The organism is Mycolicibacterium nivoides, assembly GCF_003855255.1.
In the GTDB taxonomy this organism is placed as follows: Bacteria; Actinomycetota; Actinomycetes; order Mycobacteriales; family Mycobacteriaceae; genus Mycobacterium; species Mycobacterium nivoides.
Genome location: NZ_CP034072.1, coordinates 3,111,389 through 3,128,214 on the forward strand (window position 1 = coordinate 3,111,389; position 16,826 = coordinate 3,128,214).

The following is a 16,826-nucleotide window of genomic DNA, read 5'->3' on the forward strand; positions in this document are numbered from 1 at the left end:
TCACCAATCGGCTTGGGCGAGGTACGGGCTGGCCGCCACCGTGGAACGCAGGAACTGCGCGACGGCCCGTACCCGCCCGAGCTGCTGCATTTCCCGCGGGATGACCATCCAGTAGTTGCGTCGCGCCGAGAACTTCTCCGGCAGAACCACTTCCAGCGCGTCGTCGGGTTCACCGAGGTATTCCGGCAGGGGCGCGATGCCGAGCCCGCTGCGCGCCGCGGTCCAGTGGCCGGTGATGTTGTTGGTCTGGACCACGACCCGCTGCTTGTGCGGCAGCGATTCCAGGATCCGCAGCGGCGCCACGTCGAGCAGGGCGTCGATGTACCAGACCAGGGTGTGTTCCGTGAGATCGGCAAGCTCGGCGATCGGTGGCGCAGCGCGCAGGTACTCCGGTGCGGCGTAGAGCCGCAGGTCGTACCCGGCCAGGTGGTGCACATGGACCGCGCGCGGTGACGGCTGTTCGAGCGTGACCGCGATGTCGAAGTGACGGGCGGACAGCGACCCGTGTTCGGTCGCGGTGACCAGTTCGACATCGAGATGAGGATGCGCCCGTCGTAGTTCGACGAGTCGCGGTGCCACGACGAAGGCACCGAACCCGTCCGGAGTCACCATTCGCACCGTGCCGGTGAGCGGGCCGGCCGTGGAGGTTCGCGCGTCATACGCGGCGACGACAGCCGATTCCACCGACTCCGCGCGTGGCAGCAGATCCGCGCCGGCCTCGGTGAGGTGCCACCCTCCCGGGGAGCGGTCGAAAAGCCTTTCCCCGAAGGTCTTTTCCAGTGCGGTGATGCGCCGGCCAACCGTGGTGTGGTCCACCCCCAGATTGCGAGCGGCCTCATTGAGCCGGCCCGTACGCGCCACTTCCAGGAAGAAGCGCAGGTTGTCGGCGCTGAACATGGCCAACAACCTACACGTGCAAATGTGCACGCGCATGTGCGCCATTGGCCGTTGACTGGTGCACGAATAAGCAGTGAGCATGGTTCATGGCGTGAGCCACTCAGCTACCCGTACCGAGATCGCCTCACATTCAGGTGATCTCAACCACAGCCACTCCCAAACCACCGTGAGGACGGATCCATGACTGTCAACATCGCGCTTCCCCGTTTCGCCAAAATCGGCGCCGGATCGGTCGAAGACCTCGGATCGGTCATCACCCAGCTCAACATCCAAAGACCGCTGCTGGTGACCGACAGGTTCCTCACCGAGAACGGTCAAGCCGAACGGCTCGTCAAGACCATGCAAGCCGCGGGAGCCGACGTCGCCGTGTTCTCCGAGACCGTGCCCGACCCGACGGCGGCCTCGCTCACCGCGGGTGTGGAGCTCGCTCGCACCCACAACGCCGACGGCGTCATCGGTTTCGGCGGCGGCAGCCCGATGGACACTGCCAAGGCGTTGGCCGTGCTGTCGGCCACCGGCGAGAGCATCACGTCGTACAAGGCACCGAGCAGCTACTCCGGGCCTGCACTTCCGATCGTCGCGGTGCCGACCACCGCTGGAAGCGGATCGGAAGCAACACAATTCACCGTCGTCACCGACGGTGACACCGACGAGAAGATGCTCTGCCCCGGCCTATCGTTCCTCCCGATCGCCATCGTGGTGGACTTCGAGCTGACCGTGTCCATGCCGGCCCGCCTGACCGCCGATACCGGGGTCGACGCGCTGACCCACGCCATCGAGGCGTATGTGAGCCGACGCGCCAGCCGGTTCACCGATGCCCTGGCCTTGGCGGCGATGACGTCGATTTCGCGGCACCTGCGACGGGCCTACGCCGACGGGGCCGACCGCGAAGCGCGCGAAGCCATGATGTTGGCCTCGACTCAGGCGGGCATGGCGTTCTCGAACTCCAGCGTCGCGCTGGTGCACGGCATGAGCCGGCCCATCGGCGGTCACTTCCACGTCGCACACGGTCTGTCCAACGCCATGCTGCTGCCCGCGGTCACCAAGTTCTCGATCGACTCGGCGGTCGAACGGTATGCCGACTGCGCCCGGGCGATGGGTGTGGTCGCGCCAGCTACCGAGGACCGCCATGCCGCCGACGCGTTGGTGGCCGAGCTCGAGCAGCTCTGTGCCGATGTCGAGGTGCCGACGCCCCGGGCCTACGGCATCGACCAGGCCGAATGGGAGGCGCGCCTGGAGACCATGGCGGCTCAAGCGTTGGCATCCGGGTCGCCGAACAACAACCCACGGATTCCGACTCAGGAGGAGATCGTGGAGCTCTACCGCGAGATCTACTGAGTCCGAGTCACTGACCCGTCAGCGCCTCGGTTGCGGGTCCGAGATCGAGGAAGACCGTTTCGCCGTTGGCGTCGTCGAGCCCGTCGTTGTCGGTAACGACGTACAGGTTCTGATTTCCGGCGATCGCGACGCCTTCGACCTTCTCCTGCACATAACCGTTGGTGGCCTGCAGATCCGGAACCAGGTTGCGGGCCAGCGTCTTCGGCAGGGTTTGCAGGTTGCCTGCCCCCGCGCTCTCGGGGATCGCGACCCGGTACAGCGCTTTCAGTCGCGCGTCGGGCCCGTTGAGCTTGTCGCGTTCGAGGATCAGCAATTCGCCGTTGTGGACGGAGATTTCGGAGATGCCGATCCAGTCGTCCTTGGTGCTGGTGGAGTCGAGCTGGTAGCCGAACCATTCCCACTTGTCGCCCTCCGGCGTGTAGCGCCCGATGCGGACCACGCCCTTCGGATCGGACTTGAGTTCGCGCTGCAGCGCGAGCCAAGTGGCGTTCCCGGCGCTACTCGACTGGAAGGCAACGCCTTCGAGCCCGTTGCTGCCGAGTTGTGCCGCAATGTCCTTGGGCAGCGGCATCCGCTTCTCGATCTTGCCGTCGGCGGCAACATAGACGAGCTGGTTACCGGGCCCGTCTTCGCCTTCCACCGCCAGGACGAAGCCGCCGTCGGGGCGGGCTGAAATGCCTTCGGTGTCGAGGGTGACGGGCTTGCCGTCTTCGGTGATCGGCAGTTCGGTGTCGATCACGGCCGGCTTCTGGGCCACGTCCACGCCGAGGATGCGGGCCGGGCCGTAGGCGATATCGGTGGCGGTGTAGAGCCGGTTGGGGTCCTTCGGGTCCGCAGAGAGTGCGCCGAGCGCGCCCCATCCGATCGGCTTTCCGTCTCTATCGGCTGAGACGATCGATGGAAAGCTCGGTTTGCCTGTAGTGGCGAAGGATTCGCCGTAGCCGTACAGGCTGACCGAGGCCCTCACTTTGGCTTCGGCGTCGTCGGCCTCTGACGAGATGGCCAGCAGGTTGCGCGACGGGATCGGCAGAACGCCTTCGGGGCCTGGCGTGGTCGGCAGGATCTGCCGGAACTCCGGCGCCTTGGGGTTACTGACGTCATAGACGGCGACGAAGTTGCTGCGTTCGGAGGCGATCAGCGCGGTCGGGTGACCGTCAATAGTGGTGACGGCCAGGCCTTCCGGCTCCGGTCCCTTGGACTCGGCTCGTCCCTCGATGTGCAGGCCGGTGCGCACCGCGAGCTGTTCGAGGGAGTTTCCGGCATCCCAGGTGACCTCGCCAGTTCTCGCGTCGAAGATCGTCCACCCGCGGGTGCCGCCCTTCCAGTCGCCTTCGTTGGCAGTGGCGAAGTGGTCATCACCTATCCAGCCGATGGCATCGGGTTCGCGCGGGGTGTCAGGGATCGAGCCGGTCTGGTCGATCGCGCCGTCTTCTTTGGTGTCGATGCCCTCGACGGATTGGTTTCCGGCGCTGAAGATCTTCTGCACTGTGCCGGTGCGGCCGTCGATGACGGCGATGCCGTTGTTCTCCTGCAGGGTCACCGCGACCTGGCCGCGGGAGTTGATGCTGACGTACTCGGGTTCGAGATCTTCGGGGGTATCGAGGCCGGCTTTTCGCGCCGCTTCCACATCGAAGTCGACCCTGCGGGGCGTCCAGGTGTTCGGGGCACCCGTGAGGTCGATCAGTTGCACGAACCCGGTCGGCGGCTGGGGAAGGTCGCCTTCCTCCTTGCCGGGCGGGGTGAACTCCTCGTTCCGCTGGTTTTCCATCGCGATCGCGGCGAAGGTGCCGTCAGGGCTGATGGCGATCGAGTCGGGCTGGCCACCCAGGTCGATGCTGTGCACGCGGGTTCGGTCGCTGGTCCGGACGATGTCGACGCGCCCGGTTGGATGGGCGAAGTCACCGCCGGTGGTGTCGACGACGACGAGGACGTGGTCATTGACCGCCGCCACCGAGGTGGGCTGGTCATCCTTGTGCCCCAGCTCCGCGAGGGAAAGCGTGCCTTTACCAACGGGTTTGGCGGGGTCAGTGATATCGAGGAAGCCGATGCGCTTGGCGGCGGCGTCGGTGTAGATGAGCGTGTTGCCGTCGGGTGTGACGGTCGAGATCTCGGCGACGGTCTCTTTGTCGACCGGATCCTCAGCAGGTCTGTTGAGGTACACCGGGTAGGTGGCGGTGCGGTGGTAGCTCTCTTGGGCTGGGAGGTTCCAGTCGATCGGCGACGTCGCCTTCGGGGTCTCCCCTGGCTTCTTGCCCTCGGTGGAGCAGCCCGCCAGGATCAGTGCTGCCGTCGTGGTCACTGCCGCGGCCGCTCTCGCCCGTGTCATTCGCCACCCTCTTCAGTTGTGCCGGTGAGTCGGACGAGCTTGGCGCGTACAGGTGACTGACAGGGAGTTCGCAGGTGAACGGACGGCGACGTTCTCCGCGGCGGTTACAGCGGCGTCGAGAGCGGGCCGAGCACCTGGCACTGCGGGGCGATCTCCGCGATGCCCATCCACCCACCGCATCCCCGGCCGGTGGATACATAGGTCGCTCCGGGCCGGAACGGCGTCAGCACCTGCGCCGGTTGGGCTCCCCTGCCCTGATTGCATTGGATGGGTGAGGCGTTGTCCTGACGCTGCACGCAGGCCACGCTGAAGCGGGGGTTTGCCGGCGCTCCACACGCGTCCGGCGAGACGATCACGCTGACCATGTCGGCGCCATCGACGTGAACGACGGCCGGCGGCGACAGCGTGAAAGCGCAGGGTGGTGCTGGTTCGGCGTGGGCGGGTGTCGCGATCGCGCCCGCGATCACGATTCCTGACAACAGCACCAAAATGGCCCGAGCCATGTGGGGAGTTTAGTTCAGTTCCGGTGCGGTCGAGATCTAAATGCGCATGTCACGGGGCAGATCAATCGCCGGTTACTCGGCCGGCCGCCCACCGACAACAGCGTGAATGCGTCCCTGCGGGTAGGGCAGGTCGATGCCGTTCTCGTCGTAAGCGCGCAAGATCTCTCGACGGAGCTTGCGCTGCACGGACCATTGCGCGTTCGGCCGGGTCTTTAGCGTCATCCGCAACGTGAGCTGGTCCGCAGTCAGCGACTGCACACCGAGCATCTCCGGTTCACCGATGACCTTGCCTGCCATCGACGGATCGGCGACGACTTCATGGGCGGCTTCGACGGCCACCTGCTCGGCGCGGTCTACATCCGCGGTCAGCGAGACAGGCACCTCGATCCGAGCGACGGCGTAGTCCTGGCTCATGTTCCCGACGCGCGCGATCTCACCGTTGCGGACGTACCAGAGCGTGCCGTCGATGTCGCGGACCGTGGTGATCCGCAGCCCGACGCTCTGCACCTCCCCGGACACCTCGCCCAGGTCGACGTTGTCGCCGACGCCGTACTGGTCCTCCAGCAGCATGAACACGCCGCTGACGAAATCGCGGACCAGGTTCTGCGCGCCGAAGCCGATTGCGAGGCCGACCACACCGGCTGAGGCGATGAACGGCGCGATGTTGACCCCGAGCACGCTGAGGATCGCCAGCACGACCCAAACCAGCAGCACGATGGACGTCGTGGACTTCAGGACCGATCCGATCGTCTGGGCGCGTTGCTGGCGGCGTTCAGCTGCCCGAATGCCGTTGGTCGTCGCCGAGGCCCGGTCGCGCAAATAGCGCAGCAGTGGAGGCTTTTTCGCTTGCCCTTCCAGCTCTGTGCTACTGGACTTCTTGGGCCTGCCGGTGGTCGCGCGGTCGATCATCCGATGCAGCAAATACCGAATGATTAACGCAACGACGATGTACGCCACGACTCGAACCGGGACCTCGATGAGCCAATGGCGATTGGTATCAGTCCATTCGAAAGCCAGGTTGTACACAGCCATATTTTCGACCGTACGGCAGAACTGACGTAAGCGTCGAATGCGCGGAGGCGGCTCGCGTGCCTGTACGACCAATTCGCTTTTGCGATAAGCATTTTCGTGCTGCACAAATACGAGCAGACCCCGCGCTACACGAAAAAGCTGGTCAGCGGCCATCAGAAGCCCGTTGTCGCAGTACGCCGCCGGATTGCCCAGACCGTTGAATTCACCCGTGTCTGTGAGCCGATCACACAGCGATACCGCCGCCGAGTACTTACCGTGTATTCACCGAATCGTCGGGTTCGCAGGGACCGGCGTGCAAGCAGCAGCAACCGAGAGGATGCCGAGTTGGCTATCGAAACACCCACCACCCCGACGCTGCGCGAACTGACCCTCCGCGGGATCCTGCTCGGCGGGGCGATCACGCTGGTGTTCACCGCCGCCAACGTCTACCTCGGCCTCAAAGTCGGCCTGACCTTCGCCACCGCGATCCCGGCCGCGGTGATCTCCATGGCGCTGCTGCGCAACTTCGCGAACCACTCCATCGTCGAGAACAACATCGTGCAGACCATCGCCTCGGCGGCGGGCACGCTCTCGGCGATCATCTTCGTGCTGCCCGGCCTGATAATGATCGGCTGGTGGACCGGGTTCCCGTACTGGATCACGGTCGCGGTGTGTGCGGTCGGCGGGATCCTCGGCGTGATGTATTCCATCCCGCTGCGCCGGGCCCTGGTGACTGGCTCCGATCTCCCCTACCCCGAGGGCGTGGCCGCGGCCGAGGTGCTCAAGGTCGGCGACAGCAGCGGGGGTGTCGAAGAGAACCGCGTCGGCATCCGGGTGATCGCGTTCGGCTCGCTGGTGTCGGCCGGGTTCGCGCTGCTGGCCAACCTCAAGGTGCTGGCCAATTACGTGGCGGCGTATTTCCGGGTCGGGGCCGGCGGTTCGATGTTCGGCGCCAGCCTGTCCCTGGCCTTGGTCGGGGTGGGCCATCTGATCGGGATGACCGTCGGGATCGCGATGCTCGTCGGGTTGGTGATCTCCTTCGGGGTGCTGCTGCCGATCCGCACCATCGGGACATTCGGGGCAGACGAGTCGGTCGCCGATGTCATCGACGGGGTGTTCACCCACGAGGTGCGGTTCATCGGGGCTGGGGCGATCGCGGTGGGTGCGGTGTGGACGCTGCTGAAGATCCTGCGCCCGATCATCAAAGGCATCCGGGAAGCGCTGACGTCCGCACGCGACCGCCGCCAGGGTCAGCTGGTCGACATTACCCAGCGCGACATCCCGTTCCCCATCGTCGTGGGCATTATCGTGGCGATGCTGCTGCCGATCGCTGCGCTGCTGTGGGAGTTCAGTCGCGGCACCGCGCTGCAGGGCAGCTCGGCCGGGATCATCGTGGCCAGCGTGGTTTTCGTCTTCTTCATCGGCCTGGTGATCGCCGCGGTGTGCGGCTACATGGCCGGCCTCATCGGCTCGTCCAACAGCCCTATCTCCGGGGTCGGCATTCTCACGGTGCTCATCGCCGCGCTGGTGATCAAACTGGTGTACGGCCCGACCACAGATGACCAGTCGCTCGCGCTGGTGGCCTTCACCCTGTTCGTCGCGGCGGTCACCTTCGGGGTGGCCACCATCTCCAACGACAACCTGCAGGACCTCAAGACCGGCCAGCTGGTCGGCGCCACACCGTGGAAACAGCAAGTGGCGTTGGTGATTGGCGTGTTGTTCGGCTCGGCGATCATTCCGCCGGTGCTCGACCTGATGCAACGCGCCTTCGGGTTCCTGGGCGCACCGGGCGCCACTGACCACGCCTTGGCCGCACCGCAGGCCGCGCTGATCTCCTCACTGGCCAAGGGCGTGTTCGGCGGATCCCTGGACTGGTCGTTGATCGGGTTGGGCGCGGCGATCGGGGTGGTGATCGTCATCGTCGACGAAATCCTCACCCGGACAACCCGATTCTCCCTGCCGCCGCTGGCCGTCGGGATGGGCATGTACCTGCCGATGAGCCTGACCCTGATCATCCCGCTCGGCTCGCTGTTGGGGTACTTCTACAACAAGTGGGCCGACCGCACCGGAGGCAACGTCGAACGTAAGAAACGCCTCGGCGTGCTGCTGGCCACCGGCATGATCGTCGGCGAAAGCCTCTACGGCGTGGTGTTCGCCGGGTTCGTCGCCGGCACCGGAAGCGACGACCCGTTCGCGATCTTCACCGGCAATGACGGGACTCTTGCGGAGGTTATCGGGATCATCGGGTTCGCGGCCGTGCTCATGTGGTTGTACAAGCGGACGCAGAAGATCTCGGGGCGTGAGCTGCCTGCTTCTTCGCAGGCATAGTCGATCTGGCGATGTCGTGGCGGCTTCCATGCCCCGCCCTCCCGTCCTACGCCTCGGATTGCGGTCAGTATTGAGCAGTAATCCGAGGCGTAGTGCGCCCAGGGCTTTCAGTGGCGGGCAGGCTCCTACTGCTCGACGAGCAGTGACGCGTCGGTCCAGTACCCGCCCATGTACGGGACGGCGATCACGGCGATCACTCTGTGTAGCGGAGCCCGACCCGGGCAGTTCTCGGTGATGAGCATGTCGTAGCGATACGTCCTGGTGTCGGACGAAACCCACGAGATGTCCATCGCGCCCTGTTCACCGCGATCGCGGACCGAGTCAAGGGCGAAATGGCAATCAGGAAGCGGAAACGCCGCCTGGATCAGGCGGTCGAGTTGCAGGTTGTCCGGTGCATCCGGCGCGGCGCTGGTGTTTCGCAGCAGCTGCAGTTTCCTCGGGTCTCGCGAGTTCAGCGCGGCGACAAGATCCTGTGCGCGTTGTTGTTGTTTGTCCGGCGGGTACGGCTTCATCTGCCGGAGGCGATCGTCCTCGACCTTCCCGAAGTACCAGCCCGCAACAGCGCCGCCGGCGAGCAGGACGACGAGCACGAGTGCCGCGACCAGGGCCAGATGCGTGACGTTGACTCTGCGCACGGCGCCCCCTTCCGGGCTCACAACACTACGCCGGCACGCTGGCGACCCGCCGGAACTCCACGGCGAACGCCTGCGCGATGCCTGCGGCGCGGCGGTGGTACTCGTCTTCATCGAGGTCAGCATCACCACGTCGATACCGCGAGCCCAACCGCGCCAACGCATCCGCGCCCTCGTTCAATGGATCGCCAGAATGCCCGTGCACCCAACGCAATTCGATCCGATCGCGCTCGACAAAGATACGGCGCCGGGCGGCATGCAGGCAGTGTTCGCGGTCCGGCTCCTCCGCCGGGTAATCGGCGGGCGAGGCCGCCGCGCTTCCACCGGTTCACCATGGCGATGGCGAGCTGGCTGTCGGACAGCACCGTCAGGTGATGCGGGACAAAGCGCACACCGCGGCTCTGATCGTGCACAGCTCGGCCACGAGCACCGGTTGACTACCGACTCGTTGGGACGACGACCGATACTCGGCTAGCCCCGTAGTCCCCGGACGAAGCGGGCCAACCGAACCCAGCGGGGCCCATCGCCCTGCACGCGCTTGGTGCATATCGGTACACACCCAGTTCTTGAAACCCTGGGTGACCGTGCCCCCGCCAAGCTCATAAGAGCGGCTTTGCAGCGCAGTCGATATCACGCCACCGCAGCCCGCGCCCCCACGTACACCTCCATCGGCATTGCCTGACGCAAGCGCCACGTGATTGCCATCGGCCGATCGCCCTCATGTGACACGTAGTCCGCCGGCCCCAAGAAGATGTACGGCGCGGCACCCAGTGCATTGGTTCTTGTCTCGCGGACGAAGATCAGAATATGGGACCCGCGCTCACGGTGATGGATGTAGCGCTGCCCGGTCGGTGACGCCGCCGAGGTCGTGGACTGTGACTCCCAGTGGAACAGCTCCGGGCTCAGCGCGAAGTCCCGGTACATGGTGGTCGGTGAGTAGTCAGTGTCGGATTTCTTCAACGTGATGAGGAACGCGTCAGCGTTCACCTCCGGGCACCACGCGACTCCCTCTCGCATTGTGCTCGGTGTCCGCTTCTGCGATGCGAATCCCAAGGCCGCGAGGATCTCCTCCCGCGAATAGCTGGCATGCAGCGCCAGCGGCACATCCGTGAATTCCTCGCCCATGTTCCACAGGCCGTAGGTGCTGCGATGGGCAGCGTCGAACGTGATGTCGATGACCTGGCGCATCTCCTGAGCTACTGCTTCACCGCGAAGAGCACTGAGTCCTTCTGTGACACTGCCGAACCCACCGCCATTGGGAAACAGCGAATAGAACAGCATGGCTTCCAACCGCGCCTCTGTGACCCCGCTCTCAGCGTGGTCATCCTGCAGGAGTGCGTTGTAGGCCTTCCAGCGTCGCCGGTCATCCACGTGCGCCAACGCCTTCACTCGTTTGATCAGTTCGGCCTCGCGGGGCCCGGGATGCTCTCCCAGCTTCCCGGCGTCGCGGCACAGCGTGGTCCACGACCGGTCGGTCCGCAGAATGTCTTCGAGCCCACGGCCCGACTCCTCCAGATACGAGGCCAGCCGATCGTCGGAATGCGCCCGAACCTCGGACACCAGTACGGCCTTTTTCGGCGACACCTGCTGGCGCACGTTCTCCAGCACCAGCTCCCGGGCCACCGAGTCGAGCACGATCTGGCTGCCCGACGGCAGGAACGGAAACCCTTCCTTGACTTGCTTTTCCAGCCGCTGGCGACCCAACCCAGTCAGCGCTCGGAACCGCTGATCGAACCGGAACTCTTTGCGCTGGTGGCCGACGAAGTCGAGCGCCGTCAGCACAGTCTTGCCGGGCGCAAGCCGCAGTCCGCGACCGAGTTGCTGCAGGAACACGGTCGCACTCTCGGTGGGCCGCAGAAACAGCACGGTGTCAACAAGCGGGATGTCGAGCCCCTCGTTGAACAGGTCGACCGTGAACAGCACGTTGATGTCACGGTTGCGGAGCGCGGCCAGGGCCACGCGCCGTTCTGCGGAATCGTCGAGTCCGACGATGGCTCGTGCTGGAATGCCCGCCGCGACAAACTGGTCGGCCATGTATCGGGCGTGCTCGACGCTCACGCAGAAGCCGAGCGCCCGCATCGCCCCGACGTCGGAAACCTTGTCCTGCAGCTGATCAAGCACGATGCGTGTGCGGGCGTCATTGCCGGTGTAGATCTCGTTCAGCTCGGCCAAGTCGTACCCGCCCCTGTTCCACTGCAGAGTCTGCAGGTCAGTGCCGTCGTGGATGCCGAAGTAGTGGAATGGGCACAGGAGGTTCTGCTCGAGCGCATCCCACAGTCGCAGCTCAGCGGCCACCCGCCCACCGAAAAACTCCCGCACGTCGGCGCCGTCCCCGCGTTCCGGAGTGGCGGTCAGTCCGAGCAGTTCCATCGGCGCGATGTGATCAAGAAGCCGGCGATAGGACGCCGCCTGCGCGTGGTGAAACTCATCGATCACCACGATGTCGAACCGGTCGGGATCAATGCTGGAAAGTCGGTCCACGGTGAGGGATTGGATGCTGGCGAACACGTGGCGCCAGCGGCGCGGTTGATCGCCATCGACCAGCAACTCACCGAATGACGGGTCGGTGAGCACCTCCTGATACATCCGACGCGCCTGCTGCAGGATCTCCTTTCGGTGCGCCACAAACAGGAGCGTGAGGTCACGGCCGTGAACTTCCCGGACGAGCCGACGGTAGTCCAGTGCGGCGATCACTGTCTTTCCAGTGCCAGTGGCCGCCACGATCAGGTTGCGATGGCGATCATGCAGCACGCGTTCAGCATCGAGCTGTTCGAGCAGCTCGGCTTGATACGTCTTGGCGATTACCTCCAACCCGGACAGCGTGACGGCCAGCGGGTCCCGCTGCTTCTTGCCGGAGGCCACCTCCAACGCGAGCCTGAGCTTCTCCGAATCGTCAGCGGGGCGATAGAGCTCGAATTCGCGGTTCTCCCAGTACGAGTCGAACGTCGCGCGGAACTTCTCCAACAGGTGCGGGGTGGAGATCGCCGAGAGCCGCACGTTCCATTCCAGGCCGTCGACGAGCGCGGCATGCGAGAGGTTGGACGAGCCGACGTACGCAGTGTGGAACCCGGTGTTACGTCGCAGCAGCCACGCCTTCGCATGCAGCCGGGTTCGGTCAGTCTCGTAATTGACCCTCACATCGGCGCCGAAGTCGTTGACCAACGCGTCGAGGGCGCGGGCGTCGGTAGCCCCCAGGTATGTGGTGGTGATGACCCGCAGTGGTACGCCGCGTTCACGCAGTTCGGTGAGCTCGCGTTCCAGCAAGCGCAGGCCCTGCCACTTCACAAACGCACACAGCAGGTCGACGTGGTCGGCGCTGCCGAGCTCGGCCCGCAACTCTGCCGCAAGCGTGGGCTCGTTGCGGGCGTTCGTCATGAGCGCGGCGTCAGACAACGGCGTCGCGGGACGTGGAAGCTGGAGCGTGCCGAGGGTTTTAGGGCTCACGGCATCCAGCCGAAGAATCTTCGCGGGATCGTCCTGATGCAACACTTCTTGCTGCGCATCGGAATCACCAAGCACTCCAAGGATGTTGCGCAGCAGTTCCGCTCGCGCCTCGGCATTGCCGGCCGCCCTCAACTGCCGTTCGATGAGTGGCGTCAGGTGCCGAGCTATGGTCAGCGCTTGCTCGGCGTCGTCGACGGTGCTGAACTCTGGATGCAGGTCAGTACGCTCGGCCAAGGCAGTGTTGAGCCGCTCGGTGAGCAGAGATTCATATAGTCCAACGTCCACGCCGGGAGATTAGCGCGCGCACCTACCAGTTACGCGCCAGATTGACGACCGTGCCTGCCTCACCAAACCACCAACTTGGTCCGCCTCGATCTCCATGATGGCGACAGAGATCGGACGGGCGAGGGAGCTTCTGCAGCACGAGCCGCCTAGGCACGAAGCGTCTCCCCTACCCATCTGGAGCGGTGCGGCGCAATGGAGTGAACCGTCCAGTCGAACGGACGGTCACCGGTTGCCGCTGGAGAGCTTCGCTTACTTGTTCTCCCACAACCCTGTCGAGCTCTGACAAATCTGCCGGGAGCCCAGGTGCCGTACCTGTCTCCGCGGTCAATATCACTTCGTTTTCCAATCCAGCAACTACGACTGAACCGACCGGGATAAGCAAGGTTGTAGGTAATAATGCGATTTCCTGCTCATCAGGATGCCGTGACAGCGGACCGATAAACCGACCAGTGACGGTAACAATGGCGGCCACACGTTCGGCGGAGAAGTTCTCGGTGGCGACACGAAGATCCCTCGATGTCGGCAAGACCGTCGCCAGCGTGACCGCGGATGCACCTGGACGGCAAGTTCGACGCGTCCTCCCCCGAGACTGTCGCCGCGACGGTCCGTGCGTCGGTCGCGGCGGCGCTCGGTCAGCTCGCCTGACCGACGCCCCGAGCGAGGACGTCGTCACCAACTGGCCGGCGAGTAATCCTTCAAAAAGCACCCATACAGATCCTCGCCCAACTCCCCGCGCACGATCGGGTCATACACGCGCGCAGCACCATCCACCAGATCCAGCGGTGCGTGGAAACCTTCCTCGGCCAGCCGCAGCTTCGTCGGGTGCGGACGCTCGTCAGTGATCCACCCGGTATCGACGGCGGTCATCAAGATCCCGTCCTGCTCCAGCATCTCCCCAGAACTCGTGCGGGTCAGCATGTTCAGCGCGGCCTTGGCCATGTTGGTGTGCGGGTGCCCGGGCCCCTTGTAGCCACGGCCGAACTGGCCTTCCATCGCGGACACGTTCACCACGTACTTGCGCCGGGCGGGTGACGCGGCCAGCGCCGGGCGCAGCCGGCTCACCAGAATGAACGGCGCGGTCTGGTTGCACAGCTGCACTTCGAGCAGCTCCATCGCGTCGACCTCGTGCACACGTTGGGTCCAGCTGTTCACCGACGCGGTATCGGGCAGCAGCCCACCCGCGTCGATGGCAGTCCCGGCGGCGATCCGCTCCGGCGAGGCACTGCGGGCGGTCAGGGCCAGCTCGGTCAGCGCGTGCGGGGCGGGATGCTCGCCGAGGCTCCCGGCCAGGGCATGTGGATGCGCGTCACTGACGTGGTCGAAGGTGACCACGTCCACCAAAGCCGGCGGCGGGGTGCGCTCGGCCTCGACCAGCGCGGCATACGAGCCGGGCGGGCGGCGCACCGTCTGGGCGGCGTTGTTGATCAGGATGTCCAGCGGCCCCTGTGCGGCCACCTCGTCGGCCAGGGCGACCACCTGGGCCGGGTCACGCAGGTCGATCCCCACCACCCGCAGCCGGTGCAACCAGTCGGCGCTGTCCTCCATCGCGGCGAAGCGGCGCACCGCATCGTTGGGAAACCGGGTGGTGATCGTGGTGTGCGCGCCGTCACGCAACAGCCGCAGCGCGATGTACATGCCGATCTTGGCGCGCCCGCCGGTGAGCAGGGCCCGGCGTCCGGTCAGGTCGGTGCGGGCATCGCGTTTGGCCCGGTTGATCGCGGCACAGTCCGGGCAAAGCTGGTGGTAGAAGGCGTCGACCACGGTGTGGTGGGTCTTGCAGATGTAGCAGGCCCGCGAGCGCAGCAGCGTGCCCGCACTGGCCCCGACCGCGGTGGACACCAGCGGCAAGCCCTGGGTCTCGTCGTCGATCCGTCCGGGCGCACCGGTGGCGGTGGCGGCGATGACGGCGCGGTCAGCGGCTGCGATCGCGTCGCGTCTGGCGGTGCGGCGGGACTTCTTCAGCGCCTTGAACATCTTGGCAGTGGCCTGGCGCACAGCAACGGCGTCGGGGTGCTCGGGAGGCAGTTTGTCCACCTCGGACAGCACCCGCAGGCACGTGCTGAGCTGCTCGGGGTCGATCGCGTTCACGATGGAAGGGTACGGCGGGTGGGCACAAATCCCCTCATCCGGCGAACAGCGCCGCAACGGTGCCGCCCCCGAGATGTCAGTCGTAGATGACGTCCAGCCCTCGCCGCCGAAGGTCCGCCAGGCCGTCGCGCATGCCCTGCAGCTGCTCGGGTGAATGCCCCACCCAGTCGGTGATCTCCCCGACGATTCTCACCGGCTCACGGGTCCGGTAGGAGCAGGTCGGGTTTCCGGGCAGCTTCTTGTCGGTGACGTTCGGGTCGTCCTCGATCGCACCTTCGGGTTCGACGATGTAGATGCGGCCCCGCCCCTCGCCGACGGCCATCTCGGCTCCCCACACCGCAGCATCCAAGGTGCGGGTGACGTACACGTGGTTCATGATCCGACCGGCTTCGTAATTCGACTCGCGCCCGGGCACCAGGCAATCCCCCACCGCCAGGTCAGCCTTGGTGCCGTGCAGCAGCGCACCGGACTCGTGCACTTCAAACGGTTTCGGCGTACTCGTCACAACATCCCCCATCTCGTCACGGATCGACAGATTGTGCAGCACGTCAGGGGCCTTGCCGCAAGCCCCACCCCCCGCCGTATAGTGAGAGTGGGAACAGATCCAAACTCCTTCGCGCCCAGCCCATCCGATTCGGCGCTGACGATCAGAGTCGGTCGAGAAGCCTCTCGACGAGACCGGTCAATCTCGCGAAATGTGATCCGGCCCAATAGATTCGCCCGCAGTCCGGGCAGTGACTGAACTCGTCGTAGTAGCGGCGGGTCAACGGCTCCAGACGGTCCATCACCGCCTCCTTCGTCACCGCCGCCAGCGTGCCGTTGCATCGCACGCAGCGGGTGAAGGGCGCCACTCGACGTCGCAAATCCAGCCGCCGCAGCACCTCCAACGTCTGCTCCTCGGGCTGCTGGGAGTGGACGAACAAACCGTGGGTGATCGCGCGACGCTTCAACAGGCCACGGTCGCGGGTCAGCAGGATCCGCTGTTGTTCGACGCTGACATCGGCCAGGGTCTGATCGTCGGCCTCGCTGGACCACCACACGTCCAACCCGAGCACGCGCAGCAGCCTTGCCAGCCGGCCGAGGTTGACGTCGATCACGAACCGCGGATCCCGCAGCGGCACTGGACGCAGCCGCGCCGTCGCGCCGATGTCGAGCGCCTCGAACATCGGGTACACCGCGATGCGGTCAGCGACGCCAGGGCGGTGCTCGAAGCCGGCGGGATCCCCGTTCACCAGGATCAGGTCCACCTCGGTGTGCGGAATGCCCATGGCCTCCAGCACGTCCTTGACCGTCTGATGACTTTGGCATGGCCGGTGCACGGACAGGCCCCGCGACTCGGGGCCGAGGAAGTCGTTGAGCTCGGCGTAGGCCCGGACGGTGACGAAACCGGCCATAGCGTCATGGTCTCGCGCAGGGACCCTCGCGAACAAGATCCGCCGACAACCTGGGCAACGCCGAACGATCGGCCTAGCGTGAGGTCATGACTGAGCAGTCACCCGCGATCACCGTGGCTCATCCGCCGAAAGGGATGATGCGCGTCGTCAACCCGGCCCTCCGGTTGATGCTGCGCACGCCGTTCGCCGGCGCCGCACGCAAGCAGTTCATGGTGCTGACCGTCCGCGGCCGAAAGACCGGACAGCAGTATGCGATTCCGTTGAGTGCGCACTTCATCGACAACATCCTCTACGCGATGACCGACGCCGGATGGAAGCACAACTTCCGTGACGGCGCCACCGCCGAAGTCCTGCACGACGGCAAGACAACGACCATGCGCGGCGAACTGATCACGGACCGCGCGACCGTCGCCGACCTGTTCCACCGCTGCGCGGTGTCCTACGGCGTAAAACGCGCTCAGCGGATGATGGGGTTGACGTTCCGGGATCAGCGCATCCCCACGCTGGAGGAATTCACCGACGCGGTCGACCGTGAGCACCTCGTCGCCATCAAGCTGACCCCCGCCGGCCAACCCTGACC

13 protein-coding genes are annotated in these 16,826 nt (G+C 65.4%); 3 read left to right on the forward strand and 10 right to left on the reverse strand.

Annotation, left to right across the window (positions count from 1 at the left end; translation table 11 throughout):
• Positions 1-897 carry a LysR family transcriptional regulator gene (locus EH231_RS14885; protein WP_164480897.1) on the reverse strand — a complete coding sequence of 299 codons (897 nt, stop codon included), beginning with the start codon at positions 895-897 and terminating at the stop codon, positions 1-3.
• 180 nt (positions 898-1,077) lie between these two features.
• Between EH231_RS14885 and EH231_RS14890 the strand changes: the two genes are divergently transcribed.
• Positions 1,078-2,235, forward strand: a complete 1,158-nt coding sequence (locus EH231_RS14890) for an iron-containing alcohol dehydrogenase (protein WP_090424521.1) — start codon at positions 1,078-1,080, stop codon at positions 2,233-2,235.
• A gap of 7 nt (positions 2,236-2,242) precedes the next feature.
• On the opposite strand, the gene EH231_RS14895 is transcribed toward EH231_RS14890, so the two are convergent.
• The 3 genes from EH231_RS14895 to EH231_RS14905 form a co-directional block, all read right to left on the reverse strand.
• Positions 2,243-4,561: an esterase-like activity of phytase family protein gene (locus EH231_RS14895; protein ID WP_124712654.1), complete on the reverse strand. Its 2,319-nt coding sequence runs from the start codon at positions 4,559-4,561 to the stop codon at positions 2,243-2,245.
• Between the two features lie 104 nt (positions 4,562-4,665).
• Entirely contained in the window at positions 4,666-5,064 is a 399-nt protein-coding gene (locus EH231_RS14900; RefSeq protein ID WP_124712655.1) for a hypothetical protein, read from the reverse strand.
• 72 nt (positions 5,065-5,136) lie between these two features.
• Complete coding sequence (locus EH231_RS14905) at positions 5,137-6,096, reverse strand: mechanosensitive ion channel family protein (protein ID WP_090424518.1); 960 nt, start codon at positions 6,094-6,096, stop codon at positions 5,137-5,139.
• A 324-nt stretch (positions 6,097-6,420) separates the two neighbouring features.
• Here EH231_RS14905 and EH231_RS14910 point away from each other — a divergent pair, with 324 nt between their 5' ends.
• Positions 6,421-8,403 carry an OPT family oligopeptide transporter gene (locus EH231_RS14910; protein ID WP_124712656.1) on the forward strand — a complete coding sequence of 661 codons (1,983 nt, stop codon included), beginning with the start codon at positions 6,421-6,423 and terminating at the stop codon, positions 8,401-8,403.
• A 125-nt stretch (positions 8,404-8,528) separates the two neighbouring features.
• Here EH231_RS14910 and EH231_RS14915 read toward each other — a convergent pair whose 3' ends face one another.
• The 6 genes from EH231_RS14915 to EH231_RS14940 form a co-directional block, all read right to left on the reverse strand.
• Positions 8,529-9,038 carry a hypothetical protein gene (locus EH231_RS14915; protein WP_124712657.1) on the reverse strand — a complete coding sequence of 170 codons (510 nt, stop codon included), beginning with the start codon at positions 9,036-9,038 and terminating at the stop codon, positions 8,529-8,531.
• Between the two features lie 25 nt (positions 9,039-9,063).
• Complete coding sequence (locus tag EH231_RS33830; protein WP_164480898.1) at positions 9,064-9,216, reverse strand: hypothetical protein; 153 nt, start codon at positions 9,214-9,216, stop codon at positions 9,064-9,066.
• A gap of 449 nt (positions 9,217-9,665) precedes the next feature.
• A complete protein-coding gene (locus tag EH231_RS14920; RefSeq protein WP_124712658.1) occupies positions 9,666-12,764 on the reverse strand; it encodes a DEAD/DEAH box helicase in 3,099 nt (1,032 codons plus the stop codon).
• A gap of 669 nt (positions 12,765-13,433) precedes the next feature.
• On the reverse strand, positions 13,434-14,852 hold the full coding sequence (locus EH231_RS14930; protein WP_124712659.1) for an SDR family NAD(P)-dependent oxidoreductase: 1,419 nt from the start codon (positions 14,850-14,852) through the stop codon (positions 13,434-13,436).
• Between the two features lie 76 nt (positions 14,853-14,928).
• A complete protein-coding gene (arr, locus tag EH231_RS14935) occupies positions 14,929-15,369 on the reverse strand; it encodes an NAD(+)--rifampin ADP-ribosyltransferase (protein ID WP_164481202.1) in 441 nt (146 codons plus the stop codon).
• 130 nt (positions 15,370-15,499) lie between these two features.
• Positions 15,500-16,246: a Mut7-C RNAse domain-containing protein gene (locus tag EH231_RS14940; protein ID WP_124712660.1), complete on the reverse strand. Its 747-nt coding sequence runs from the start codon at positions 16,244-16,246 to the stop codon at positions 15,500-15,502.
• A gap of 86 nt (positions 16,247-16,332) precedes the next feature.
• On the opposite strand from EH231_RS14940, the gene EH231_RS14945 reads away from it, so the two are divergent.
• Positions 16,333-16,824: a hypothetical protein gene (locus EH231_RS14945; protein ID WP_124712661.1), complete on the forward strand. Its 492-nt coding sequence runs from the start codon at positions 16,333-16,335 to the stop codon at positions 16,822-16,824.
• Positions 16,825-16,826: the final 2 nt, after the last annotated feature.